This window comes from Bergeyella zoohelcum ATCC 43767, from assembly GCF_000301075.1.
GTDB lineage: Bacteria > Bacteroidota > Bacteroidia > Flavobacteriales > Weeksellaceae > Bergeyella > Bergeyella zoohelcum.
Genome location: NZ_JH932293.1, coordinates 1,019,529 through 1,045,902, shown reverse-complemented (window position 1 = coordinate 1,045,902; position 26,374 = coordinate 1,019,529). Strand labels below are relative to the sequence as shown.

Sequence of the window (26,374 nt, the reverse complement as noted above, 5' to 3'; positions counted from 1 at the left end):
TCAACCCTACATAATATTGTGAATTTCTAACTTTCAATTTTCTCCACTACGGGAATCGGGTCTGCGTAATTTGCTAGTCCATAATTTTGTTTCTGGGATAGTTCTGGGTTTTTCACATACCACTCAAATTCATCACGGAAATGGCGAATGGCTGCCGCTACTGGCCACGCCGCGGCATCTCCCAGCGGACAAATGGTATTACCTTCTATTTTTCTCTGAATATCCCATAGCAAATCAATATCTTCCATGGTTCCTTGTCCACTATGAATTTTCTTCAAAATCTTGTACATCCAAGGTGTTCCCTCACGGCACGGCGTGCATTGACCGCAACTTTCATGGGCATAAAATCTTGCCAAAGTCATGGTATGTTCTACGATAGACTGGTCTTCATCAAGAACGATAAAGCCACCTGAACCCATCATGGTTCCCGTAGCAAAGCCACCTTCCGATAGAGATTCATAGTTCATATAACGAGGTTCCCCATTAATGGTTCTCAGCAGAAGATTGGCTGGAACAATGGGTACGGAGCTTCCCCCTGGAATACAAGCCTTTAATCTTTTTCCATTGGGAATACCACCACAATATTCATCAGAATAAATAAACTCCTCCACCGTAATGGTCATATCGATTTCATACACCCCTGGCTTATTGATATTTCCACAAGCAGAAATCAGTTTAGTTCCAGTAGAACGCCCTACTCCTATTTTGGCGTACTCTGCTCCTGTAATATTGATAATCGGAACCACCGCTGCGATAGATTCTACATTGTTCACTACCGTTGGTCTTTCCCAAAGTCCTTTTACTGCTGGGAAAGGTGGTTTTAATCTTGGGTTTCCTCTTCTTCCTTCTAAGGACTCCAACAATGCGGTTTCCTCACCACAAATATAAGCTCCTGCTCCTCTCTGAACATAAATTTCCAAATCGAAACCTGTCCCTAATATATTTTTACCCAAAAATCCATTTTTCTTTGCTTCCTCTATAGCTTCCTCTAGTATATCAGGAATCCAAGAATATTCCCCACGGATATAGATATACGAAGCATTAGAACCCAAACAATACGAAGCGATAATCATCCCTTCAATCAAAAGATGAGGAATATACTCCATGAGGTATCGGTCTTTGAAAGTACCAGGTTCAGATTCATCGGCATTGACCACCAAGTGTCTCGGCACACCTTCTGGTTTTGCCAAGAAGCTCCACTTCATTCCAGTAGGGAACCCTGCTCCTCCACGCCCTCTAAGTCCTGAAGTTTTTACTTCTTCAAGAATTTGTTCGGGAGTCATTTTTAGGGCTTTTTCCGCTGCTTCGTATCCGCCTTGCTTGCGGTAAACATCAAAGTAACGAATTCCCTCTATATGTGCGTCTTTAAGTAAAAGTTTTTTACTCATATTTTTATACTTTTGGCCGTTAGCAGTGAGCCATTAGCCTTTTGTTTCCAATTTATTTTTAATTCTTATCATTTCCCTTCTCAAGGGTATCATTTGATGAACTGCTATATTATAAATCACATCATAATCTACCCTAAAATATTCATGAGATAGAAAATTTCTTAAACCAATAATACTCCTCCAAGGCGTTGCATTTTCCTCATCAAATAATACTTCTTCATCTATATGGTTACTCGCTTCACCTATGATGCTCAACAAGCGTTCTATCGCTAATCTCTTCTCAAAATCATTAATGAAAGATTCAAAACTAACATCTTCCATTATGATTTCTATTTTATCTATTGCATCTACAATATGCTGAACTCTAGCTAAATTTCCAACTTTATGCCTCATAAATCAGTGTTTTATCTTTATGAACATAATCTTGAATCAATGGTGATAAATATTTTAAAGAAACAAAATCCACCTCTCTGTGTAGAAGTTCCTTCATATCCATCCACCATTGTATATATTCTAATCCGATATGGTGTGAATAATCCCAATCTATTAACAAGTCTACATCGCTATTTATATCAGCATCTCCCCTAGCGAACGAACCGAAGAGATAGACTTTCTTTACAGGTTTATCCTTAAAGAAATTTTGAATTTTTTCTATTTCTATCGGTGTCAATTTCATTGTTAATTATGCTTATGGTTTAATCACTTATTATTAATCTAAAGCAATGGAGCCCTGACGACAAAGCTCAAGGATTTCATCTACTTTTTCTATGGTTAGATTTTCATGATAAAACTTGCCCAATTGCAACATAGGGGCGTAGCCACACGCTCCGAGACATTCGGCAGGTTTCAATGTAAATAAGCCATCGGCGGTGGTTTCACCATCCTTAATATTGAGCGTAGTACGGATATGATCCAAGATTTTTTCACTTCCTCTCAGCATACAAGGCCCTGTTCTACAAACTTCTAAAACATATTTACCTACAGGTTTCATATTGAACATCGTGTAGAAAGTTGCCACTTCATACACCTCAATAGGTTTAATGCTTAGAAGCTGTGCCACATAATCCATCACTGGAACATCCAGCCAACCTCCGAATTCCTTTTGAGCCAAATGCAACACAGGAATAAGTGCCGACTTTTGTCGCCCCTCAGGATATCTCGCGATAATTTTATGTACCTGCTCTAAAACTTCAGGTTTAAAAGCTATTGTTTCGCTCATTTTAATATAAATCTAAATGATTCAAAAATTTAAATAATCGAAAATATCAAATGATTGATTTTTTTAATTATAATCTTTAAATTTTTTCTTTTTTAATCTTTCAATTTTTTAATCTTTCAATCAAAAAACTTACGCATCCAGTTCCCCAGCAATGATATTCATACTACACATGGTAACAATGGCATCGGAAATCATCGCTCCTTTAATCATTTCAGGATAAGCCTGATAATAAATAAAACTTGGTCTTCTGAAATGCAATCTATATGGACTTCTACCGCCATCGCTTACCAAATAAAAACCTACTTCTCCGTTTCCTCCTTCTACCGAATGATAGACCTCTCCTACTGGAACTTCTGTTTCTCCCATCACGATTTTAAAGTGGTAAATAAGGGCTTCCATTTTCGTATAAACATCGGCTTTTTCTGGAAGATAAAACTCTGGAACATCGGCATGGAAATCACCTTCTGGTAAGTTTTTATAGGCTTGTTCAATGATTTTCAAACTCTCCCAAACTTCCTGCTGTCTTACCATAAATCTATCATAAGTATCTCCAGAAGTTCCTACTGGGATAATAAAATCAAAATCCTCATAAGACGAGTATGGCTGTGCCACACGCACATCATAATCTACTCCTGATGCACGGAGATTTGGCCCAGTAAAAGAATAACTTAACGCTCTCTCTGCAGAGATGGTTCCCGCATCAATACATCTGTCCATGAAGATTCTATTTCTCTCATTCAGCGTACAGAACTCCCCCCATACTTTCGGGAATTTTTTAAGGAAATTCTGCAATAACTCATGAAATTTTGGGGTAAAATCTCTTTCAAAACCACCAATTCTTCCCATATTGGTAGTCATTCTCGCTCCGCATATTTGCTCATACATCTCGTAGATGGCCTCTCTCTCGCGGAAAAGCCAAGTGAGTCCCGTGATGGCTCCAGCATCCATACAAGTAACGCCATTGCAAATCAAGTGGTCTGCAATACGAGCGAGCTCCATCATAATCACGCGCATATAGTCCACACGCTTAGGCACCTGACAACCGATGAGTTTTTCCACCGTCATGTGCCAACCCATATTATTAATCGGTGCCGAACAATAGTTGAGCCGGTCTGTAAGCGTAGTAATTTGGGCAAAGTTTCTTCGTTCCGCTATTTTCTCAAAAGCACGATGAATGTACCCTACCGTTTGTTCAGAATGAAGAATTCTCTCACCATCCATGGTGAGGACATTTTCAAAAATCCCGTGTGTAGCAGGGTGAGTAGGACCAAGATTAAGCGTATAGAGCTGCCCATCTATTTGCTCTTTAGCATCGTACCCTTGAAGTATATTAGATAATGCGTTGTCTTTCATAATTGCTTTTAGCTTTTAGCTATTAACCATTGGCAAAATACCAGGTAGGATAATAATTATCTTCCGAACATTTTATCGTCTTTATCTTGTCTGGTACCATCCTCCAGTCTATATTCTTTTAATAGTGGGTGGTAATCCATATCCTCTACATTGAGTATTCTTCTGAGGTCTGGATGACCTTTAAATTTGATACCGTAGAAATCAAAAGTTTCTCTTTCCATCCAATTGGCTCCTGAAAAAAGGTCAGTCAGTGTTTCGAACTCCACATTTTCTCTGGTAGTAAATGCCTTTATTCTCAATCTAAAATTCTCTATTAGATTATGTAAATGATATACTACACCAATTTCTTTTTCTTTATTTTCAGGATAATGAATACCACAAAGATCCGTTAAGAACATAAAGTTTAAACTGGAATCTTTAAGGTAATGAATCACTTTTTTTACTGCATCTTTTTTCACTTCCACCGTGAGCATACCATAAGGCTCAGTATAGCTGAGAATTTCATCTGGAAATTCTCTTTGTAAAGCAGTAAGTACAAATTCGTTTGTCATAATGTTAATCAGAGTAATTAGATAATCGGATAATTTGTTGATTTAAGATTTAAAATTGCTTCCTACCTAAAATCTACTACTTAATAGTTTTTTTATCTTTCAATCTTTTTAATTAATAATAATATTATTCTAAAATTTATTTTTCAAATTACCTCATTATCAAATTCATTAAATTCCGTAAGATTCCAATAATGCTTTATATTCTGGCAAATCTCTTCTGCGGATGCTTTCACTTTCTACTAAAGTCTGAAGCTGCATTACACCCTCTATAATCTGCTCAGGTCTAGGTGGGCATCCAGGAACATATACATCTACTGGAATAATCTTGTCTATCCCTTGAAGTACAGAGTAGGTATCAAAAATCCCTCCGCTACATGCACACGCTCCTACTGAAATCACCCATCTTGGCTCTGCCATTTGGAGATAAACCTGCTTAAGCACGGGGGCTAATTTTTTAGAAATCGTTCCACAGACCATCATCATATCCGCATGTCTTGGAGAGAAAGAGTTTCTTTCCATACCAAAACGAGAAGCATCATAAGTAGGGTTGAGTGTCGCCATAAACTCAATTCCACAGCATGAAGTAGCAAAAGGCAATGGCCATAACGAGTGCTTTCTAGCCAAACCTATTACACTACTGAGTTTGGTTACGAAAAACCCCTCGCCTTCCATTCCTTCGGGAGCAGGACCATCCATTCTTACTATCGTAGATTCTTTTTCTAAACTCATTTCTGTTGTCTTTATTATTATTTATCCCAATCTAATGCTCCTCTTTTCCACACATAGATGAATGCCAGTGCAAAGATGGCTACAAATACACTTACTGCAATGAATCCTTGAACACCAAATTCACGAATGTTCACAGCATAAGGATAGAAAAAAACGATTTCTATATCAAACAAAACAAAAAGAATTGCAGTGAGAAAATATTTCACCGAAAAAGGGGTTCTTGCATTCCCCTCTACTGGAACACCACATTCAAAACTTTCATTTTTCAGCTCTGCTTCCTTCTTTTGTTTCGGACCCAAAAAATGCGTCCCCGCTAAAGAAACCGCCACAAATCCAATAGCTACAGCAGATTGGATAAGTATCGGTAGATAATCGTTCGGGATATTCATATGTATTTATTTACTCAATCTGCAAATTTAAAAAATTAAAAACAAACTAACAGAATGATTCCCCCATTATAGCAACTATGTTATAGTGTTTTTGTTAATTTATACTCATTCTAAACAATGTGTTTTTTGACATTTTAAACTCATCCTATTCTTTAAGATGTATCCCCGCATAAATTCTTTTCCTATATTTGCATATATGGAATACAACACAGATAGAACACCGCTTTATATGCCTGAGTATGGACGCATCATTCAGCAACTCGTAGAACACTGTAAATCCCTCCCTTCCAAAGAAGAAAGAAACGAAATGGCCACAGCTATCGTGGATTTTATGGGACAAAGGAATCCACAGCTCAGAGACGAAGAAAACTATAAACATAAACTTTGGGAACACCTTAATATTCTATCTAATTTCCAACTGGATGTAGATGCTCCTTTCCCACTCCAGTCTAAGGAGGAACTCCAAGCAAAGCCCAAAAGAATGGAATATCCTGCCTTGCAAGGCGACTATAAATTCTATGGGAAAAGCATACTCCAGCTGATAGAAATGGCCATTCAACGAGAGGAAGGCGAAGAAAAAATGGCACTCATAGAAGTGATTGCCAACAATATGAAGAAGTCTTATAACATCTATAATAAGGAACATGTTACCGATGATGTAATCTTTAGACATCTAAAAGAACTTTCTGAAAACCGACTAGACCTCACAGGAATTGACACTCTAGAAAAATCTAAAATCTACCATTCTAATAATAGAAATAGAGCTCATAACCATAGGAATCAAGGCAATAACAAAAAGAAGTTTTATCATCATAAAAACAAAAAGTAATGAGCGGAGCTTTCCAAATAAGAGGTGGTAAAAGATTACAAGGCGAAATCACGCCACAAGGAGCAAAAAATGAAGCACTCCAAATTCTGTGTGCAGTATTACTTACAGATGACGAAGTAAGGATAAAAAATATCCCTGATATTCATGATGTCAATAGACTGATAGAAATTTTGGGAGACTTGGGCGTACGAATTACCAAAAACGGACATGGTGATTATACTTTTAAGGCAGATAATATTCATTTTGAATATATTAAGTCCAATGAGTTTAAAAAAGATGGAGCCAAGCTGAGAGGTTCCGTGATGCTCCTCGGACCGATGCTTGCAAGATTCGGGGAGGCCTATATGCCCACCCCTGGTGGAGACAAGATAGGCAGAAGAAGATTAGACACCCACTTCCAAGGCTTTGTAGAACTGGGAGCAGAGTTCCATTATGACGAAATACACCATTTCTATACCCTAAAAGCTAAAGAACTTAAAGGAAAATTCATTCTCTTAGAAGAAGCTTCCGTTACAGGAACAGCCAATATCATCATGGCTGCCGTACTAGCAAAAGGGAAAACTAGAATTTATAATGCCGCCTGCGAACCTTATCTTCAGCAACTGTGCAAGATGCTCAATAGAATGGGGGCAAATATTTCAGGTATCGGCTCTAATCTCCTCACCATAGAGGGAGTTACACATCTTCATGGTACAGAACATACGCTACTCCCTGATATGATAGAGATAGGCTCATGGATAGGGCTCGCTGCCATGACAAAATCTGAGATTACCATTAAAAATGTTAATTGGAATCAACTCGGAGTTATTCCTGATGTATTCAGAAAATTGGGTATTCAGCTGGAGCAAATGGGCGATGATATATACATCCCTTCTCAAGACCATTACCGCATACAAAAATTTATAGACGGCTCTATACTTACCGTTTCAGATGCACCATGGCCAGGGTTTACACCAGACCTGCTATCCATAGTCCTAGTGGTTGCTACCCAAGCGAAAGGCACTGTACTCATTCACCAAAAAATGTTTGAAAGCCGATTGTTCTTTGTGGACAAACTGATAGACATGGGGGCACAAATCATCCTTTGCGACCCTCACAGAGCTACCGTGGTGGGACTCAACCATGAATCTCCACTCCGAGGTACGGTAATGACCTCTCCAGACATTCGTGCAGGGAATGCACTACTCATCGCTGCCCTCTCTGCGGAAGGAAAATCCATCATCCATAACATTGAACAAATTGATCGTGGATATGAAAATATCGATGGTAGATTAAGAGCTTTAGGAGCGGATATTGAAAGAATATGACTTCCATAACTACCATTTCTAAGCCCGTTATTGATGTTTTGATCAAGGAAAAAGGATCAAAATTCATCGGTTTTGCTTTTCCGGTAAGTTCAGAATCGGAGGCAAATCTTCGTCTGCAGGAAATAAGAAATCTTCATCCTAAAGCTACGCACCACTGCTACGCTTATAGGATAGGATTAACGGGAAATATTTACAGAGCCAATGACGATGGAGAACCTAATGGTAGTGCTGGACTTCCTATCTACAACCAACTTCTGGCACATGAAGTTACCAATGTTTTGGTCATCGTGGTACGGTATTATGGTGGAACCAAATTAGGCGTCTCTGGCCTAGTGAAAACCTATAAAGAAACAGCTAAGGAAACGCTTACAATGGCGGATATTACCCAAGAGGAACTCTATGAAAGTATCGCCATCACTTTTCCATTTGAGATTCAAAACCAGATTTTTACGCTACTGAATAAACATCATGCCAAAAATATTGATTTTTCTACTTCAGAAAAATGCCATATTACCGCTCGTATCCCTTTGGCACAAAAAGAAAATATCTCGAACCAACTGTCCGAGATATATACCGTTTCATTTCAGTTCGAGGAATAAAGTAGCTAAACTATAGATGTACAAAAATCTAATCTGTAAGCTCCAAAGGATTAGCAAATTTTCTATTCTCTTTTCTTTGTTTATCTCTTTCTCTCATCTGTTGCATTGCCTCAGCTTTATTGGTAATAGTGGTTCCCATACTTTCCAGCATCTGTATCCTATTATCCTCAAACTCTTCTCTAAGTCTCCTCATTTCTTTCTGCGTGGTCAGAGTAGCTTTTTGGTAATGCCTCTTCCTTATTGCCACCTTTTTATCTGTCAATGCCTTATTGGGTGTAGATTTAATCAGCTCAAAATCATAATCTCCTGTAGCATCTGTAATTTTTACTATCAATCCTGGCAAGCCACCAAATTTATACGGTCCATAAGGAAAAGGAATTTCAGGAGCATACCAAGCCGTCCATTTTCTCCCTCTGTACTCTACTTCGGCTTTTTTACATAAAAAAGAATGAATTTCCTTGGTTTCATCGAGCAGCTTCCAATGGGTAATTCCCTCCTGAACATATTTATACTTAGTCATAAAAACAGAAGAATAGTAATTAATTTTTCCATTTTCTTGAATAATCAAAAAATTTGAATCCGTCTTTGGAAGATATTTATTTCTCATATCAATCATCAAAGGCTTCCCTGAATTTTTAAATTTTTCAAAATCACTCCTTATCTCTTTATCATAAATATTTTCAATCAGAGAATCTCTTTCTAATAGGATTTCACTGATGAAAAATGACCTATCTTCTGTAATTTGCAATGAAAAAATTTCATTATAAATAAAATCAGGTTTTAATTTAGTGGGTTTATTCGTCAGTAAATAACTAAATTTTCCTAAAAGCTTATCATTGGAATAATCTTGAGAATGAAGACGAGATACAAATCCCAAGAGTAAGAATAAAACAAAAATGTTTTTTTTCATGTATGGCTATTTAATTTCCCGTAAATATATAAAAATTTTCTATCTACATTTTTATCCAATTTCATAAAAGCCCAAAAAAGCTGTCCTTTAGTGAACAGCTCTATAATATTGGAAATCCTATAATTTCTTAATCATCATTCCTACCACCAAAAAGCATCATAGCAAAGTAAATCAGCTGTGCCAAAGAACCCAATGCTGCCACCACATAAGTTCTCGCAGCCCATTTAAGACTATCTTCTGCTCCCTTATACTCCTCTTGATTGGCCAAAGAACCAGAAGATTTTAGCCAAGCCAATGCTCTATTACTGGCATCGTATTCCACAGGAAGAGTAATAAACGCAAAAAGCGTAGTAACAGCAAATAACGCTACGCCTATCGCTAAAACAATTTTAATATTGCTCATTGCCATCAGTATTACCCCCGCAAAGAGTACAAACTGAGAAAGCCGAGAAGCAATGCTTACCGCAGGCACCATTTTTGACCTAAACTGTAGCATAGAATAGCCTACTGCATGCTGTACTGCGTGTCCTGTTTCGTGTGCTGCCACTGCCGCTGCAGCCGCATTTCTCTGCATATATACCCCTTCTGAAAGGTTAATGGTTTTATTCAATGGATTATAATGGTCTGTAAGCATCCCTGGAGTGGAAATTACTTGTACATCATGGATGCCATTATCTCTAAGCATCTTTTCGGCAATTTCTTTACCAGACATGCCATTCTGAAGTCTTACCTTAGAATAGTGTTCAAACTTTGATTTTAATTTGCTCTGAACAAACATGCTAATCAAGAAAATAGCCCCAACAATAATATAATAAGTCATAAATATATTTTTTTCCTTGAGATGAAAAAATTATGCCAAGAAAAAAAGTGGACAAAATTGACAACATTACATTATATTTGCAGGAAATCAACAGGAAATGCATCAGGAAATTATTATAAAAGAAGTAAACAGCACGAAAGAACTGAACATCTTCATTCGGTTTGCTATGAAGCTCTATGCCCAAAACGCTCATTTCGTCCCTCCCATTCTATCCGACGAAAAAGCTTTTTGGAATCCTGAGAAAAATCCCTCACTGAAAAACGCACATTACCGCCTTGCCATTGCTTATAAAAACAATAAAGCTGTAGGAAGAATAGCGATACTCATTCGTACAGAAACCCCAGAAGAAGCGAGATTCGGATGGTTTGATACCATAGAAGATGAAGCTATAGCCAAAGCATTACTAGATTTTGCTAAAAATTTCGCCCAAAAAAAAGGAGCTAAAAGTATAGAAGGGCCATTAGGCTTTAGCAATTTAGACCAAGCAGGAATGCTCACTTTTGGATTTCAAGAAAAAGCAACTCCCATAGGACTTTACAATGCCCCTTACTATGAGAAAATGGTATTAGCAAACGGTTTCCATCAGGAGAAAGAATGGGTAGAATATACACTGGATGTTCCTGAAAGCCTTTCGCCCAAGGTAGAAAAATTCAACCGACTCATACAAGAAAAATACAAACTAAAACCCATTGAGTTTAAAAACCAAAAAGAACTTCAAAAATATGTTCCTGCAATGTTTCAGCTTCTGGAAGACACTTATAAGTCCTTAGCTACATTCACTCCACTGACACAGGCTCAAAAAGATTTTTATATCCAAAAATATGGCAAATTATTAAACCCTAAATACCTCACCTGCATCGCCGATGAAAATAATGAACTCATCGCTTTTGCCGTTACCATGCCTGCCTATGGAGAGGCTCTCCAAAAAGCCAATGGCAAACTTTTCCCTTTCGGGTGGTGGCATCTGCTCCAAGCGACAAGAAAAAACGATACTGCCAATTTTTACCTCATCGGTATTCACCCAGATTACCAAAGAAGAGGGGTTACCTCCATTATTTTTTATGAAATGTTTGAGAAATATAAAAAAATGGGCATCCAACACATTGAAACCAATCCTGAATTGGCAGACAACAAAAGTATTCAGGCACTTTGGCAAGACTATCAGCCGAGATTACACAAAAGAAGAAAAACCTTTAAAGCCACACTTCCATGAAAAAACATCTAATCATTTACGGTATTTTAGTTACGCTCTTCATCGTATATAATGCTTTTTTCCAAGTAAAAGACGAGGTACTCAACGAGATACTGAATATTATTTTTTCCAGTATCCTATTTCTATACATTGCCATTATGGCTTGGGTTTTACTAAAAAAAATAAAGAAAGTGAAATAAAAAAGAAATACATCAAAATCAAACTACGAAATTCTTGCCCAAGTATTTTTTTGCTGGAGATACTGCTGGTAATAGCGTTTGATTACCTTATTATCAGGATGTTCTAAGAAAGGGTCTTTCTCTAAAATCTTTTCCACCGCATCTTTCGCCGCCTTAATCACGGCTCCATCTACCACCAAATCTAATTTTTTAAAGTCCACTACACCACTCTGTTGCGTCCCCAAGATATCTCCAGGACCACGAAGTTCCATATCTACCTCGGAAATTTTAAAGCCATCATTGGTCTCCACCATGGTTTTAATTCTCTTTCGGCTTTCATAAGAAAGTGTATCTTTTGTCATTAGAATACAATAACTCTGCTCAGCTCCTCGCCCTACTCTACCTCTGAGCTGATGAAGCTGTGAAAGTCCAAACCTCTCGGCACTTTCTATCACCATCACCGAAGCATTCGGTACATTTACCCCTACTTCTATCACCGTAGTAGCCACCATGATTCGGTATTCTCCATTCGCAAATTTTTGCATTGCCTTATCTTTTTCGGCGGGGGACATTTTCCCATGAAGCATCGTTACCTTCTCTCTACCATAATAATCCGCTATAATATCAAAAGCCTCTGTAAGATTTTTATAATCCAGCACTTCACTTTCTTCAATGAGTGGATAAACGAAATAAATTTGTCTGCCCTTTCTCAATTCCTCCTTACAAAAAAGAAAAACACTCATCTTATCTTCTTCCTTTCTATGTGCCGTGATAATGGGTTTTCTACCTGTAGGCAATTCATCTATTACAGATACATCCAAATCACTATAAAAGCTCATTGCCAAAGTTCTTGGGATAGGTGTAGCCGTCATAATGAGAATATGAGGCGGAATTTGATTTTTTTTCCAAAGTTTAGAGCGTTGTGCCACTCCAAAGCGGTGCTGTTCATCAATAATAGCCAATCCTAAATTTTTAAACTGAACAATGTCTTCCAAAACGGCATGCGTACCGATGAGAATAGAAAGTTTTCCCGATAATAAATCCTCATGAATGCTTTTTCTTTCCCTTTTAGGAGTAGAGCCTGTGAGTAGCTTCACCTCAATATCCGTGTTTTTTAACAGCTCAGAAATTCCTATAAAATGTTGCTGAGCAAGAATCTCCGTAGGTGCCATGAGACAACTTTGGAAACCGTTATCCATCGCTAAAAGCATAGAAAGTAATGCCACCATCGTTTTTCCCGAGCCTACATCGCCCTGTAAAAGCCTATTCATCTGAATAGGTCTTTTCATATCATTTCGGATTTCTTTCAGTACTCTTTTTTGTGCCGAGGTAAGTTCAAAAGGCAAATGGTTCTGGTAAAAATCATGAAAATAATCCCCTACAATAGGAAAAGGATTACCAATAGCTGTGCGAAGATGATTTTGTTTCTTCAGTGCATACGCCAGCTGAAAGAAAAAGGCTTCTTCAAATTTCAAGCGTCTATTTGCAGCATCTATTGCCTCTGTGCTGGTAGGAAAATGAATATTTCTCAATGCATTTTCCTTAGACTCCAAGCGGTAGGCATTCAGTAAATAATTAGGCAAATTCTCCTCCACCAAAGTAGGCAATTGCTGAACAAGCATTTTCATCACTTGCAAAAAAAAACGCTGATGGATTCCTCTTTTGGTTAATTTTTCAGATGAAGAATACATAGGGAGGAAATAATCAGAATGTGCTTTTTTCTCACTGATTTCTATTTCAGGATGAGACATAGAAAACTGACTCCCAAACCGATTCACTTTTCCAAAAATGAAAATCTCTTTATTGAGTGGCAACTGCTCCAGCATCCAATTAGAATACTGAAACCACACCAAATCCATAGTTCCAGTTGCATCACGAAATTTCGCTGTGAGTCTTTTTTTTCGTTTTTCACCTACTTCTTTCAGTTCGTAGATTTTCCCTTTAAGTTGTAGTTCTGGCAAATCTTCTTTCAACTCTGCAATGGTATATACCTTAGATTTATCAATGTACCTGTAAGGGTAAAAGTTTAGAAAGTCGCCCACTGTTTTAATACCCAATACCTCCCGAATGAGTTTTGCTCTTTCAGGTCCAATATTTTTTATAAACTCTATGGAAGTATCGGTGGTCATCTCTTCTATAAATCCAACTGTAAACTTTATTTGTTACCTCTTTCAGTGTAATGTTTTTTCTTTACCAATCTTTTTAGTGGCAAAAACAAAAATAAATAAAAAAAGATAACCACCCCAAATGAGTGGTTACTGATTCTATTTTAAGTATGGAATATTACCTTGCCAATACCCTTTTTACAGCTTTTTTTACCGCTTCGGCATCTATACCGTATTTTTTCATCAGCTCGGCAGGTGTTGCTGATTCTCCGAAGCTATCATTTACTGCTACAAACTCCTGTGGTGTAGGTCTTTTTCTTGCCAAAAGCCCCGCTACAGATTCTCCTAAACCTCCCAGATAGTTATGCTCTTCAGCGGTAACGATTCTTCCTGTTTTCTCTACAGATTTTAGAATAATTTCCTCATCCAAAGGTTTAATGGTATGAATATTAATCACTTCACAAGAGATTCCTTCTTTTTCCAATTCATCAGCTGCTACTAATGATTCCCATACCAAATGCCCCGTTGCCACAATGGTAACATCCTTGCCTTCTTGCAGCATAATTCCTTTCCCGATTTCAAAAGGCATATCCTCTGGAATAAACACAGGCACAGCAGGTCTTCCGAATCTTAAATAAACAGGTCCTTGATAATCTGCAATGGCTATGGTAGCTGCCTTAGTTTGGTTATAATCACAAGGGTTAATCACCACCATTCCTGGGAGCATTTTCATCATCCCTATATCTTCTAACACCTGATGCGTAGCCCCGTCTTCGCCTAAGGTAAGTCCAGCGTGAGAGGCACATATTTTCACATTTTTCTCAGAATATGCCACCGATTGACGGATTTGGTCATACACTCTGGAAGTAGAAAAATTAGCAAAAGTTCCAGTAAACGGAATTTTTCCATTAATAGAAAGTCCCGCAGCAATGCCAATCATATTCGCTTCCGCAATGCCCACTTGGTAAAACCTTTCAGGGGCTTTTGCGATGAAGTCCTCCATTTTTAATGACCCAATAAGGTCTGCACAAAGGGCTACTACATTAGGATTCGTTTCTGCCAAAACGGCTAACCCTGCACCAAAACCACTACGGGTATCTTTTTTTTCTGTATATGTGTATTTCATTATATTTTCAGTATATAAAATTTGATATTATAATAGTTACCAAAAGCTTCCTACTTATAGCCTAAGGCTTATTAATAATCCCCCACTGTTTCAGGATTTTGCTCTAGGGCTTTTGCCAGCTGGTCATCATTTGGTGCTTTACCATGCCAAGCGTGCGTTCCCATCATAAAATCTACACCATTCCCCATCTCAGTATGGAGTACGATGGCAATTGGTTTTCCATTGCCTGTCATTGATTTTGCTTTCTCCAAAATAGTGATAACCGCCTCTAAATCATTTCCATTTTTCTCCTCAAGTACTTCCCATCCGAATGCTTTGAGCTTTTCTGAAAGATTACCAAGGCTAAGCACTTGCTCCACATCACCGTCAATTTGTCTATTATTAAAATCAATTGTAGCAATGAGATTATCTACCTTATTGTGAGCTGCAAACATTAGTGCCTCCCATATTTGTCCTTCTTGTAACTCGCCATCCCCATGAAGGGAAAATACCAACCCTTTATCACTATCTAATTTTTTACCTAAAGCCGCTCCTACCGCTACGGATAGCCCTTGCCCTAAGGAACCAGAAGCTATTCTTACCCCTGGTAAATGGTCGTGGGTAGTAGGGTGCCCCTGAAGTCTGGAATTCAGCTTTCTGAAAGTGGCCAATTCCTCCACTGGAAAAAAGTTAAATCTTGCCAAAGTACTGTAATAAACAGGAGAAATATGCCCATTGGAAAGGAAGAAAAGATCTTCATTTTTACCTTCCATCGTAAAAGGCAAATTGTAGTTCATCACTTTGCCATAAAGTGCAGTGAAATATTCTACACATCCTAGACTTCCCCCAGGGTGTCCAGAATTTACGGCATGTACCATTCTCAAAATATCTCTTCGGATTTGTGTAGTAAGCTGTTTTAGGGCTTCAGTATTCGTGCTCATTATTGAATATTAGTGTTCTCGCAAAGGTACGATTTTTTATCCATCAATGAAAAGCATTGTACAAATTTTCAATAAAAAAATTGATTTTTTTAACGCATTACAATTGACAATAATTATGTATTTTTGCAGGCTATTACTAAATGTTTTAACAAAACATGAAAACACAGAAAATAGGCATTACCTTCTCTGCGTTCGATTTACTACATGCAGGGCATATTAAGATGCTGGAAGAGGCTAAAACAGTTTGTGATTACTTAATCGTGGGTTTACAAATAGATCCATCTATGGAAAGGGCTCATAAAAATAAACCTACCCAAAGCATCGTAGAACGCTATATCCAGTTAAAAGCATGTAGAGATGTGGATGAAATAGTCCCTTATGTTACCGAACAAGATTTGGAAGACATTCTTCGTTCTTTTGTCATCGATGTGAGAATTATTGGAGACGACTATAGAGATAAAGAATTCACAGGAAAAAAATATTGTGAAGAAAAAGGAATAGAAATCTACTATAATAAAAGAGACCACCGTTTTTCAAGTTCTGGGCTGAAAAAAGCGGTGTATGAACAAGAATTGGAAAAACTAAACAAATAACAATATGACCATAGAAAATACACCATTAAAAGATTGCTTCATCCTTCATCCTACTGTTTTTGAAGATGAAAGAGGTTATTTTTATGAAAAGTTTAATGAACAGAAATTCCATGAACTTACTGGAATGAATGGACATTTTGTTCAGGATAATATTTCTAAATCCTCGTATGGTGTATTAAGAGGGCTCCATCTGCAAAAAGGAGAACACGCACAGGCAAAACTCGTTTCTTGCTTAGAAGGAAAAGTGTGGGATGTAGCTGTAGATCTTCGTCCTGATTCTCCGAGTTTCGGTGCGTGGTATGGTGTAGAACTCACAGGAGAAAACAAAGTTCAGTTTTATATTCCAAGAGGTTTCGCACATGGATTTGCAGTGCTCAGTGAAACGGCTATCTTCGCTTATAAATGCGATAATTTTTATAATAAAACCTCTGAGGGAGGTATCCTTTGGAATGATCCTGATTTAGCAATCGATTGGAAATTACCTTTGGATAAAATCATCCTCTCAGAAAAAGATAAAATTCAAAAAACATTCAAGGAAAAAGATTTTTAATTTTCCCCAAACTCTCTTACAAAACTCAACGATAAAAACATTTCCCCCTCCATTATGCGTACAAAATCAATAGGAAAAAAGAAAATTAACATCGTAACGCTAGGTTGTTCTAAAAATATTTATGACTCGGAAGTGCTTATGGGGCAACTTCAAGCCAATGGCAAAGAAGTAGTTCATGAAGAAAAAGGAGACATTGTAGTAATTAACACTTGTGGATTCATTGATAATGCAAAAGAAGAGTCTATCAATACGATTTTGGATTTTGTAGAAGCAAAGAAAAATGGAGAAGTGGAAAAAGTATTCGTAACAGGATGCTTATCAGAAAGGTACATGCCAGATTTAGTCAAAGAAATTCCTGATGTAGATCAATATTTCGGGACGAGAGATTTGCCTATCTTACTTAAACATCTGGGAGCAGACTATAAACACGAACTGGTAGGAGAAAGGCTTACCACTACTCCAAAACACTATGCTTATCTGAAAATTTCTGAGGGCTGTGACAGACCTTGCTCTTTCTGTGCCATTCCGCTCATGAGAGGAAAAAACATCTCTACCCCCATAGAAAATTTAGTAAAAGAAGCCGAAAAATTAGCCCGAAAAGGAACTAAAGAACTCATCCTCATCGCTCAAGATTTGACTTACTATGGGCTGGATTTGTACAAAAAAAGAGCATTAGCACATTTACTGAAAGAATTGGTAAAAGTAGAAGGAATAGAGTGGATTCGTCTGCACTATGCATTTCCTTCAGGATTCCCAGAAGAAGTGCTGGATTTAGTGAGAGATGAACCAAAAATTTGCAACTATATAGACATTCCGTTACAACATATTAATACGGAAATTCTTACCTCCATGAAGAGAGGTACTACCCATGAAAAAACCACACGACTTCTAGACAAATTCCGCGAAAAGGTGCCCGATATGGCCATAAGAACTACCCTCATTGTAGGATATCCTGGGGAAACGGAAGAAATTTTCCAAGAACTGAAAGAATTTGTCCGTACCCAAAGGTTTGATAGATTGGGCTGTTTCACCTACTCTCACGAAGAAAATACTACTGCCTATCAGTTGGTAGATGATGTACCACAAGAAGTAAAGGAGAAAAGAGTGGAAGAAATCATGGAACTACAGTCTCAAATATCTTGGGAGAAAAACCAAGAACGCGTAGGGAATACTTACAAATGTATCTTTGATAGAAAAGAAGGAAATTATTTCGTGGGAAGAACAGAGTTTGATTCCCCTGATGTGGACAATACGGTTTTGGTAGATGCCACTACGCATTATATTCCTCTTGGTGAATTTACTACCATCAAAATCACTTCCGCAGAGGAATTTGACTTGTACGGAGAACCTGTTTAAAATAAGCAACCATCAAATCCAAAGAATATAAAAAAACATTAAAAATCAATAACTTATATTTTAAAATTAGAATATTGTTAATTTTATTAATAAAATCACTTACATTTTAACACTTTTTAATAGTTGTTATAATCAATTGATAAATAACAATTTAATCTTTAAAACAGACATTTTGCATCATCTCAATAGATGAAACGAAAAAAAATAATCCGCTCTAATAAAAGATGAATGTAACTTTGCTCCATCAAAAATCAGAAAAAAAATGAAAGCAATAGCATCCGTTCTGTTTTTCGTTTCTGTATTGAACTGCATGTCTTTTTCTACATCTAAAACAGATGATGAAAAGAAAACCAGCAAAGCTTCTTACTACCATGATAAGTTTAATGGAAGACGCACTGCCAGTGGGGAAATATTCCAAAATACCAAATTTACTGCTGCCCACAGAACATTACCATTTGGCACCAAAGTTTTGGTAAAAAATATTAAAAATGGAAAGGAGGTCATCGTAGAGATTAATGATAGAGGGCCTTTTCATAAATCAAGAGCATTAGACCTTTCTAAGGCAGCCTTTACAGAAATAGCTGATATCCGAAGTGGAGTGGTCAGTATAGAATACGAAATCATTGAAGATTAAATTTTCCTATCTTTTTAATTTAAAAGGCAATGTGGTAAAAAATGGTACTTTTATAATTGATAAAAAATGCTTATATTTCGCACATTGATTGGAAGAGGAAACAAGCTCTGCTGAGGAATAAGCGAGAAAAAGCGAATAGCTTTTACGAAGGTTACGAACATAGTTCATTGTCAGCAATACAATCAATGTTCAAAACGATAGTTTTAGGGGTGAGTTTTTCTCACCCTTTTTTATTAAAACTATCGGATGAACCCTATGGCTAAAAAAACCTTATCCCCCTTGATTTTTAAAATATAAATACCATTTTATAAAGTTCTTTTTAGCCTCAAAACGAAGTCCTCTATGCAAGGTTAATTTCTCTTTCAAATGCGTAAAATAGGCTTCTAAACGATTGGTAGTATAAGGGATTTCACTATCTTTCAGATATGCAAACATATTGGGTAAGGCATTGATAATATGATAAGTAGCTAAGTGTAGATTTTTATGTTTAAACCACTGAAATCCAGATTCTTCATTCATTGATTTTTCTTCTATAAAATATTGATTTTCAACATACCACTGGTAAAATCTATTTACCCAATCGTTAGCCTGTTCATTGGTTTTTAGATGCGTAATTTCTTTGGATAAACACAAAAGCTGTTGGCTAATAAAATGTTTTGGGCTACCACTTAAATAGTTCTTAATCTGTCGTTTAATATGCACTAAACATCTTTGGATAATCACCTCTGGAAACACCTTTTTTACCGCTCCTAAAATAGATTTATGCCCATCGCAGGTTACACTGTAAACTGCCACATTCAGCTTCTTTAAGTTTTCCAAATCTTGCTTTATATCACGAAGTTTTTCCTTGTTGGTTTGGCGGTAAAGTTGCACATATCGAATGTCATAATCGTAGTAGAGTATCAGGCATAATCCATTGGAAAAGTAGGTGCCATCAATCAAGAGATGAACCTTTGTCTTGCTTTTGATGCTGAGGGTAGGAACTTGTGAAAGGTAATGTTTAAAGAGGTTTTGAAGGGTAGATTGGCTCATTGAGCTATCCCTCGAAAGGGTTTTATAGACTTGCCTTTCCATTATCCATTTTCTGAACCAAATGAATTGATTTTTTCTTTTTACACCAATGTTTTTAATCGTAAAATTTGCCTGACAATCTCCACATTGAAAGCGTTGTTTTCCATTTCTTTTTCCTTTTTTGATGATGTGATTAGAATCACAAACTGGACATTTTTTATTCGTTTTGGACATAAAATAAGAGTTATAATGAAACCACTTTCATTATAACTCTTATAAGTCTATAAAAGACAATGCTTTACAAGGTTTTTAAGCACCATTTTTTGTTATATTGTCATTTAAAAAATCCAGTAGTTGAATAAAAACTACTGGATTATTGCTTTTTCAGGATGTTTTTATAGACTTTCAAATCTAAAAATATAATTTTTTGTCTCATTTCAATAGAAAATCCAGCTTTACATTAAAAAACCTCCCTGTGAGATTAACTGGTACGGGATACATGAGCTGATTGGTAACATCAGTAATCCATTGGTTGGCAACGGTATTATAGATATTAAACGCGTTAAATACCTGAACTCCTAAAGAGACATCTCGGAAATTACTCCAAAACCCCCATCGTTTTTGCTTGTCTTTGGCATCAATAAAAACATAAGCTAAACCAATATCCACCCGTTTATACGATGGCAGCGTGGACTGCACCTGATAGCGGGAAAACATATCAGGATGATTATTGGCATCGAAAATCAAAGGGCTTCCCGTAGGTAATCCCATGGCATAAATTCCCGTGAGATTAACACGCATTTTAGGGAAATTCGGCATATAGTCTTGATAGAAAAGAGCAAATCTAAGGCGTTGGTCTGTTGCCCTCGGAATATTGCCTCTACCCTCTAAATTTTCAAAAGCTCTGGCATAGCTTAAAGAAAGCCAAGAATCTACCCCAGGGACAAACTCGCCAAATAATCTTGTATCTATTCCATAGGCTACTCCCGTAGCATTATTTACACCTGCATACCGTATTCTTACATTATCCATAAAATATGGAATCAATCTGTCCATTTTTTTATAATACAATTCAGTGGTGAGTTTAAATGGTCGGTCTTGCCATTCGTATTCATAGTCCATTCCGAGTATTGCCTGAATGGAGCGTTGGGACTGAATATTGGCATTAAAACCTCCTGTCAAATCTTTTATTTCCCTATAGTTGGGCTGTTGGTAGTAAATTCCTCCTGCCAATCTAAAAAGCATATCGGCATTCCAATCAGGTTTGAGGGCAAACTGAACCCTTGGAGAAACGATGGTTTCATTATTAAAAGACCAATTGGCCACCCTCACACCACCATTGAACTGAGCTTTACTCGTCCCGAGCATGAATTTTTGAGCGTACTGAGCGTAGGCAGACATTCGGGTAGGGCGGATTTTATTATCCCCATAGATATGATAATATAGACTGAGCGGACTGTTATCTAGCACCCCTGGAATTACTATTCTTGGGATATTATAGCCTTGGTCTTCTATCAGTCGCCATTCGTTGGTATGGTCTTGTAAAAACTCTTTATCATATCTCAATCCTGCTTCTATATCGGTATTCGAGTTGGGAGAGAAACGAACTCTTACATTGGTTCCCATGATTTTTTGCATCAAATCATTCCTTGCGTGGTCTATCTGTGCACCTAAGTCATAGGAAGCTACAGGGTCTCCCGTAATCGGGTCAAACCTTTCTATTTGATAGCCTGATGCAATAGAGAAATATTCTCTCTCTCTATTTTGGTATGCATAAGCGTCTAAAGAAATACGCCATTGTCTGTTCGGTTTATAGAGGGCGGTTACGGTACCCATCATATTTCGGTAGCGGTCATTCTCTCTACCTGCATAGCCTATATTTACATTGACAGGTCTTAAGAGTGTCCCAAATTCTACGGTTTTTTCTTTGGGAACCATATCAAAAGTATTGTGAGCCAGATAGCCTAAAAATGAAATAGAAAATTGAGGAGAAATATGATAATTAAGGTATGCCTGAAGATCACTGTACACGGGATTAAAATTGGTATTTTCCCTTAAAGTATTGAGGATAAGATTGGTATTTCTGTATCTTGCGGAGACTAAGGTGGTTAATTGTTTATTTTTAGATGCCCAGCCTGTGGTGAGTCTTCCACCGATGAGGCTTGCCTCTCCCTGAAGTTCAAATTTTTGAGGCTCACGATAGTAAATATTGAGTGATGAAGACATTCTATCGCCGTATTTGGCCTCAAAACCACCTGCAGAAAAATTAACTGCAGCCACCATGTCTGGATTAATGATGCTCAGCCCCTCCTGCACAGAATTTCTCACTAGAAAAGGTCTATATACTTCCACATCATTAATATAGATGAGGTTTTCATCAAAATTTCCTCCTCTTACCATGTATTGTGAAGAGAGTTCAGTATTAGAATTCACGGAAGGAAGTGTTTTTATAAGTCCTTCTATCCCTCCAGAAACAGAGGCAATCTGTGCCGCCTCTCTTGCTTTTACTGAAACTTTGGTAATATCATTGCTACGCCGTACGCCCTTTTTTTGGAAAACAATTTCCTCTATCTGTCTGGTTTTTATTGAATCTTTTTTTTGTGCCGAAAGCATGAAAGACCCCAGTGTTGCGATGAAAATACTTATTCTTCTCATGGTAGTGGTTTTGTATAAAATTGGTGAACATCATAAAATGATAAGTCCAAAGATATAAAATTAACTTCCTCACTCCAACTGATTTTTTCCCACTCCCTTTCCATCATGTGAAACTCCGAAAGGATTATTCAGTTCAATGATAGGTTTTTGAGAAAATAGGAGCATCGTATAGTACAGTATGATGCATTAATATAATGCAGTACGATTTGGGCAAATAAAAAACTTTGCCAAAATCTATTGGCAAAGTTTTAGTAAATGAGGAGGAACCCCTCTATTGAATGCTGATATTCACGCCCAAGATATCTGTCCGAGGTTCTTTGATGGTAACCTTATTGTTGCTGAACTGCGTGGTAATGCTCAGTTCGTAAGTTCCAGTGGTGAGCGTGGCAGGGACTAAAATCATTAGTTTAGATGGATCATTGATAACGATGTCCGAAGCCTCTACTTTGGTTTTCTCTTGAGTGTCTATATTGGTGAAATAGATACCGTTATCTGGATGTTCTCCTGCGATTTTGATATAAGTGCCTTTGATTTCAGCGTTTTTGCCTTTAGTCAGAGTACCATCGGTCTTTCCAGTGGCTTTGTCTATGATGCTGAAGATACTCATAGGAGAGGCTTGTTCGCCCAAAATCTCCACTTTGGTGTCCTGAATTTGCTTTCTCAGTGCTGTTCCTTGGTTGATGTTCACATACACCGAGTGTTTTTCCTTGTCCCAAGTTTTGTCATAGAAAACGCCCTTAATGGCAGGTCTCATCACTACCAGCCCTGTATTCACGCTGTAGCCATTGAGTACCATTTCGGATGTTTTTCGGTTGAAGCGTTTGATGATATCTTCGGCGGTTTCTGGCTTTATTTCCATTCCCTCCTTGATGAGTTCTTTGATGATGTCTTCTATGCCTACACTCCCCTTAATACAATTAATACTTAGATTCAACTTATAAAAGCAACTTTCCGTTATTATTAATTGTTTTCAAATACACCTCTTTTGGACATAAACACCAATCGCTAAACGCCTATTGTTTACAGTCTTTTTGTTATTTCTTTCTTTCTTTTAGCTTTACTTTTTGCCTTGGCTTGGGCCCTGTTGGCACCTGGTTTAGATTTGGGTTTATACCGTTTTTTAGGACCTCCAAGGTTAATTTTCTTATTCTTTGCTTTCTTCTCATGGAAAGCTCCCCCTCCTTCATCTAGTTTGATGATATTTGGGTTTTTCATCTTCACTTCCTCTTGCTCTGAAAAGATTTTCTTAGGATTAATGGCTACCTCTTGTGGAAAATCTACTTGCTCCACATCAGTATCCATAAGCATTTCTATTTCCAAAAAAGCCAATTCTTCCTTTTCGGTCATCATTGAGATGGCTATTCCCGCTTTATCTGCTCTTCCTGTTCTACCTATTCTATGGATATACTGCTCAGCGATTTCTGGAATTTCAAAGTTTATCACATGGGTAACATCAGAAATATCTAGCCCCCTTGCCATAATATCTGTGGTAATAAGTCCTCTAAGCGTATTGTCTTCAAATTTTCGCCAAGCTTTCAGACGATAGTTTTGAGATTTATTAGAATGGATGACATCAAATTTTTCTGGAAACAGTTCCTCTATTTTAGTGAAAAGAAGGTCGGCATGTCTTTTATTATTTGTGAAAATTAAAATTTTTGACATATCAGGATTTTCATCTAAAAGATGCTGAAGAAGATTAATTTTGGTATTAAAATTCTTCGCTTTATATACTGATTGCTGAATTTTCTCTAGCGGTGTTCCCGATTTTGCCAAAGAAATTTCCACTGGAGATGCAAAATATTCGTGCAGCATTTCATCCACAGCATCGGTCATCGTGGCAGAGAAAAGAATATTCTGTCTTCTTACTCTCATCATTTCAAAAATATGGGTAAGCTGCGGTCTAAAACCGAGATTCAGCATTTCATCAAATTCATCGATGATGAGTTTTTGGACTTCTTTGAGAGAAATGGCGTTATCTATGGCTAAGTCCATCACCCTACCCGGTGTTCCTACTAAGACATCGCACCCCTCATCAAAAAGTAATTTTTGCGTATTGATATTCGTTCCGCCATAAACAGCTACCACTCTTGTAGTGAGATATTGTGTAAGTGCTCTCACAAAATCAGCCACTTGAACTACCAATTCTCGAGTAGGGACAAGAATGAGAATGGAAGGATTTCCACTTTTAGAGTATTTATATGATTTAAGTGTAGGCAGGGCATAAGCGAGGGTTTTCCCCGTTCCTGTTTGGGCTATTCCCATAACATCTCTCCCCGAAAGAATAGGCTTAAAACTTTTCTCCTGAATAGGAGTAGGGACAAAAAGGTTCATGTCTGCCAGTGCATCGAGGATTTTTTCTGGGATATCAAAATCAGCAAAAGTGCGTGTTTCCATGGTGCGAAGATAAGGCTTTTGGAATAAAAAAAGACCACACAAAAAAGCATGGTCTCAAATGGTAAGTATTACTTGCTTATTTTTTTCTCTGATGTACTGATGAAACACAGCCCTATAAAAGTGATAAATCCATTAATGATTAAAAGCTCAAGCCCGATATTAAAATCTCCTAAAAAAGAAGACTGGTATTTGTCTAAGAGAAAGGATAGTATAGGTGAAAGTACACAGATGTATGGAACTAAAGCGTCCTTTACTTTTCGTTTGGTAAAAATACCAAAGGCAAATAACCCTAATAGTGGCCCATAAGTAAACCCTGCGAGTTTAAGAATAAGCCCAATCATAGATGGGTCATTGATTTCTTTAAATAGCAATACCATGAGCAGGAATACTGCTGCTACGATGAGGTGTATTCTTTTTCTGAATTTTTCTTTTCTTCCGGCATCCCATTTCTTTTCTTTCAAGTCCAGAACATCTATACATAAAGATGCGGTAAGTGCAGTCATGGCACCATCAGCACTTGGAAAAAGAGCCGAAATAAGCGCAATGATGAAAATAATGGAAATCACAGGAGGCATATAATTAAGTGCCACAGCTGGGAAAAGCTGATCTCCCTCGGCAGTGATATTGTTTTCTGCTGCGAAAAGATGCAATAGTCCTCCTAAATACAAAAATAACCCAATGACTACTAATAAAATAAAGCCTAATGTTACCATATTCTTTTGGCTATCCTTTAGCTTGGTTACTGAAAGAGATTTCTGCATCATCTCTTGGTCTATCCCCGTCATGGTAATGGTAATAAAAGCCCCTGCTAATATTTGTTTCACGAAGAAAGCTTTGTCATTTACATCGGTATTAAACACTTTAAGTAACCCTTGATTTTGCATTGCCACTAAACTTTCTCCAAAGTTTAAATCAAGTTGGGACAAAATAAAATAAGAGCATATAATAAGCCCTGCAAGCATGGCAGTGGTCTGTAAAGTATCCGTCCAAACGATGGTTTTTACTCCACCTTCATAGGTATAAAGAATAATCATCAGTAAAATAACCAAAGCCGTAATGATAAATGGTACTCCCAATGAATTTAAAATAGATACTTGTAAAATATTCACTACTAAATACAAACGAGCTGTAGCCCCTACCAATCTGGAAACAATGAAAAACCACGCTCCCGATTTATAGGATAGTCTCCCCATTCTGTGCTGAAGATAGCCATAAATAGAGGTAAGCTGAAGCCGATAGTAAAGCGGTAATAAAATAAAAGCAACTACTATATACCCGATGAGGTAGCCAATGGTAATTTGTAGGTATTGAAAATGATCTTTCCCTACTGCACCAGGAACCGAAACAAAAGTAACCCCCGAGAGAGAAGTACCTATCATTCCGAATGCCACTAGCATCCAGTTAGATTTTCTATTTCCAATGAAGAAACTATCATTATTGGAACCTTTTCCTGTACGAAGTGCTACCCAAAGGAGCAAAACAAAATACAATACAATTACTGATAATAATACTGTGGAATTCATTAATTTTAAATTTTGAGCTAAAAAAGAATAAAAACCGCACTT

The 26,374-nt window shown here is 37.3% G+C and carries 27 protein-coding genes; 9 read left to right on the top strand and 18 right to left on the bottom strand.

From position 1 onward, the window contains the following. Positions 1-26: 26 nt before the first annotated feature. The 8 genes from nuoF to HMPREF9699_RS04790 all read right to left on the bottom strand — a co-directional run bounded on the left by nuoF (position 27) and on the right by HMPREF9699_RS04790 (position 5,629). Positions 27-1,388 carry an NADH-quinone oxidoreductase subunit NuoF gene (gene nuoF, locus HMPREF9699_RS04825; protein ID WP_002662877.1) on the bottom strand — a complete coding sequence of 454 codons (1,362 nt, stop codon included), beginning with the start codon at positions 1,386-1,388 and terminating at the stop codon, positions 27-29. Between the two features lie 33 nt (positions 1,389-1,421). Next, complete coding sequence (locus HMPREF9699_RS04820) at positions 1,422-1,781, bottom strand: HepT-like ribonuclease domain-containing protein (RefSeq protein WP_002662875.1); 360 nt, start codon at positions 1,779-1,781, stop codon at positions 1,422-1,424. Beyond that, positions 1,771-2,064 (bottom strand): nucleotidyltransferase family protein, encoded by a 294-nt coding sequence (locus HMPREF9699_RS04815; protein WP_002662874.1) that lies wholly within the window; start codon positions 2,062-2,064, stop codon positions 1,771-1,773. Before HMPREF9699_RS04815 ends, HMPREF9699_RS04820 begins: the two co-directional genes overlap by 11 nt. 33 nt (positions 2,065-2,097) lie before the next feature. After that, a complete protein-coding gene (locus tag HMPREF9699_RS04810) occupies positions 2,098-2,607 on the bottom strand; it encodes an NADH-quinone oxidoreductase subunit NuoE family protein (RefSeq protein ID WP_002662872.1) in 510 nt (169 codons plus the stop codon). A 129-nt stretch (positions 2,608-2,736) separates the two neighbouring features. Then, positions 2,737-3,960, bottom strand: a complete 1,224-nt coding sequence (locus tag HMPREF9699_RS04805) for an NADH-quinone oxidoreductase subunit D (RefSeq protein ID WP_002662871.1) — start codon at positions 3,958-3,960, stop codon at positions 2,737-2,739. 56 nt (positions 3,961-4,016) lie between these two features. Beyond that, positions 4,017-4,511 (bottom strand): NADH-quinone oxidoreductase subunit C, encoded by a 495-nt coding sequence (locus HMPREF9699_RS04800; protein ID WP_002662868.1) that lies wholly within the window; start codon positions 4,509-4,511, stop codon positions 4,017-4,019. Positions 4,512-4,679: 168 nt separating this feature from the next. After that, positions 4,680-5,240: an NADH-quinone oxidoreductase subunit B gene (locus HMPREF9699_RS04795; protein WP_002662867.1), complete on the bottom strand. Its 561-nt coding sequence runs from the start codon at positions 5,238-5,240 to the stop codon at positions 4,680-4,682. A 17-nt stretch (positions 5,241-5,257) separates the two neighbouring features. Then, positions 5,258-5,629, bottom strand: coding sequence for an NADH-quinone oxidoreductase subunit A (locus tag HMPREF9699_RS04790; RefSeq protein ID WP_002662865.1), 372 nt, complete (start codon positions 5,627-5,629; stop codon positions 5,258-5,260). A 196-nt stretch (positions 5,630-5,825) separates the two neighbouring features. Here HMPREF9699_RS04790 and HMPREF9699_RS04785 point away from each other — a divergent pair, with 196 nt between their 5' ends. The 3 genes from HMPREF9699_RS04785 to HMPREF9699_RS04775 are packed head-to-tail and all read left to right on the top strand — an operon-like array spanning position 5,826 to position 8,364. Continuing rightward, positions 5,826-6,458, top strand: coding sequence for a DUF4290 domain-containing protein (locus HMPREF9699_RS04785; protein ID WP_002687746.1), 633 nt, complete (start codon positions 5,826-5,828; stop codon positions 6,456-6,458). Next, on the top strand, positions 6,458-7,765 hold the full coding sequence (gene murA / locus HMPREF9699_RS04780) for a UDP-N-acetylglucosamine 1-carboxyvinyltransferase (protein ID WP_002662861.1): 1,308 nt from the start codon (positions 6,458-6,460) through the stop codon (positions 7,763-7,765). The genes HMPREF9699_RS04785 and murA overlap by 1 nt, the downstream gene beginning before the upstream one ends. Then, positions 7,762-8,364, top strand: a complete 603-nt coding sequence (locus tag HMPREF9699_RS04775) for an IMPACT family protein (RefSeq protein ID WP_002662860.1) — start codon at positions 7,762-7,764, stop codon at positions 8,362-8,364. The genes murA and HMPREF9699_RS04775 overlap by 4 nt, the downstream gene beginning before the upstream one ends. Before the next feature lie 28 nt (positions 8,365-8,392). On the opposite strand, the gene HMPREF9699_RS04770 is transcribed toward HMPREF9699_RS04775, so the two are convergent. Together HMPREF9699_RS04770 and HMPREF9699_RS04765 are read right to left on the bottom strand one after the other, a co-directional pair. Beyond that, a complete protein-coding gene (locus HMPREF9699_RS04770; RefSeq protein ID WP_002662857.1) occupies positions 8,393-9,274 on the bottom strand; it encodes a GLPGLI family protein in 882 nt (293 codons plus the stop codon). Positions 9,275-9,401: 127 nt separating this feature from the next. After that, entirely contained in the window at positions 9,402-10,094 is a 693-nt protein-coding gene (locus tag HMPREF9699_RS04765) for a zinc metallopeptidase (protein WP_002662856.1), read from the bottom strand. 97 nt (positions 10,095-10,191) lie between these two features. On the opposite strand from HMPREF9699_RS04765, the gene HMPREF9699_RS04760 reads away from it, so the two are divergent. Both HMPREF9699_RS04760 and HMPREF9699_RS04755 read left to right on the top strand, forming a co-directional pair. Next, the gene (locus HMPREF9699_RS04760) at positions 10,192-11,307 is read left to right on the top strand and encodes a GNAT family N-acetyltransferase (protein WP_002662855.1); all 1,116 of its coding nucleotides are present in this window, start codon (positions 10,192-10,194) and stop codon (positions 11,305-11,307) included. Then, positions 11,304-11,486, top strand: a complete 183-nt coding sequence (locus tag HMPREF9699_RS04755; protein ID WP_002662854.1) for a hypothetical protein — start codon at positions 11,304-11,306, stop codon at positions 11,484-11,486. The genes HMPREF9699_RS04760 and HMPREF9699_RS04755 overlap by 4 nt, the downstream gene beginning before the upstream one ends. 23 nt (positions 11,487-11,509) lie before the next feature. Here HMPREF9699_RS04755 and recG read toward each other — a convergent pair whose 3' ends face one another. The 3 genes from recG to HMPREF9699_RS04740 all read right to left on the bottom strand — a co-directional run bounded on the left by recG (position 11,510) and on the right by HMPREF9699_RS04740 (position 15,616). Continuing rightward, positions 11,510-13,594: an ATP-dependent DNA helicase RecG gene (gene recG / locus HMPREF9699_RS04750; protein ID WP_002662853.1), complete on the bottom strand. Its 2,085-nt coding sequence runs from the start codon at positions 13,592-13,594 to the stop codon at positions 11,510-11,512. Positions 13,595-13,748: 154 nt separating this feature from the next. Continuing rightward, positions 13,749-14,696: a transketolase family protein gene (locus HMPREF9699_RS04745; RefSeq protein ID WP_002662852.1), complete on the bottom strand. Its 948-nt coding sequence runs from the start codon at positions 14,694-14,696 to the stop codon at positions 13,749-13,751. A 71-nt stretch (positions 14,697-14,767) separates the two neighbouring features. Beyond that, complete coding sequence (locus tag HMPREF9699_RS04740; RefSeq protein ID WP_002662850.1) at positions 14,768-15,616, bottom strand: transketolase; 849 nt, start codon at positions 15,614-15,616, stop codon at positions 14,768-14,770. Between the two features lie 155 nt (positions 15,617-15,771). On the opposite strand from HMPREF9699_RS04740, the gene HMPREF9699_RS04735 reads away from it, so the two are divergent. The 4 genes from HMPREF9699_RS04735 to HMPREF9699_RS04720 all read left to right on the top strand — a co-directional run bounded on the left by HMPREF9699_RS04735 (position 15,772) and on the right by HMPREF9699_RS04720 (position 18,749). Beyond that, on the top strand, positions 15,772-16,209 hold the full coding sequence (locus tag HMPREF9699_RS04735; protein WP_002662848.1) for an adenylyltransferase/cytidyltransferase family protein: 438 nt from the start codon (positions 15,772-15,774) through the stop codon (positions 16,207-16,209). Between the two features lie 4 nt (positions 16,210-16,213). After that, positions 16,214-16,759 (top strand): dTDP-4-dehydrorhamnose 3,5-epimerase, encoded by a 546-nt coding sequence (gene rfbC / locus HMPREF9699_RS04730; RefSeq protein ID WP_002662847.1) that lies wholly within the window; start codon positions 16,214-16,216, stop codon positions 16,757-16,759. A 54-nt stretch (positions 16,760-16,813) separates the two neighbouring features. Next, entirely contained in the window at positions 16,814-18,115 is a 1,302-nt protein-coding gene (gene rimO / locus HMPREF9699_RS04725) for a 30S ribosomal protein S12 methylthiotransferase RimO (protein WP_002662846.1), read from the top strand. A gap of 262 nt (positions 18,116-18,377) precedes the next feature. Beyond that, the gene (locus HMPREF9699_RS04720; RefSeq protein WP_002662845.1) at positions 18,378-18,749 is read left to right on the top strand and encodes a septal ring lytic transglycosylase RlpA family protein; all 372 of its coding nucleotides are present in this window, start codon (positions 18,378-18,380) and stop codon (positions 18,747-18,749) included. Between the two features lie 270 nt (positions 18,750-19,019). Here HMPREF9699_RS04720 and HMPREF9699_RS04715 read toward each other — a convergent pair whose 3' ends face one another. The 5 genes from HMPREF9699_RS04715 to HMPREF9699_RS04695 all read right to left on the bottom strand — a co-directional run bounded on the left by HMPREF9699_RS04715 (position 19,020) and on the right by HMPREF9699_RS04695 (position 26,332). After that, entirely contained in the window at positions 19,020-19,994 is a 975-nt protein-coding gene (locus HMPREF9699_RS04715) for an IS256 family transposase, variant Zn-binding type (RefSeq protein WP_002661810.1), read from the bottom strand. 198 nt (positions 19,995-20,192) lie between these two features. Next, positions 20,193-22,415, bottom strand: coding sequence for a TonB-dependent receptor plug domain-containing protein (locus HMPREF9699_RS04710; RefSeq protein ID WP_002662844.1), 2,223 nt, complete (start codon positions 22,413-22,415; stop codon positions 20,193-20,195). 271 nt (positions 22,416-22,686) lie between these two features. Then, positions 22,687-23,349: a DNA-binding domain-containing protein gene (locus tag HMPREF9699_RS04705; RefSeq protein ID WP_002662843.1), complete on the bottom strand. Its 663-nt coding sequence runs from the start codon at positions 23,347-23,349 to the stop codon at positions 22,687-22,689. A gap of 86 nt (positions 23,350-23,435) precedes the next feature. Beyond that, positions 23,436-24,809, bottom strand: coding sequence for a DEAD/DEAH box helicase (locus HMPREF9699_RS04700; protein ID WP_002662841.1), 1,374 nt, complete (start codon positions 24,807-24,809; stop codon positions 23,436-23,438). Between the two features lie 68 nt (positions 24,810-24,877). Beyond that, positions 24,878-26,332 (bottom strand): sodium:solute symporter, encoded by a 1,455-nt coding sequence (locus HMPREF9699_RS04695; protein WP_002662840.1) that lies wholly within the window; start codon positions 26,330-26,332, stop codon positions 24,878-24,880. Positions 26,333-26,374 lie beyond the last annotated feature (42 nt).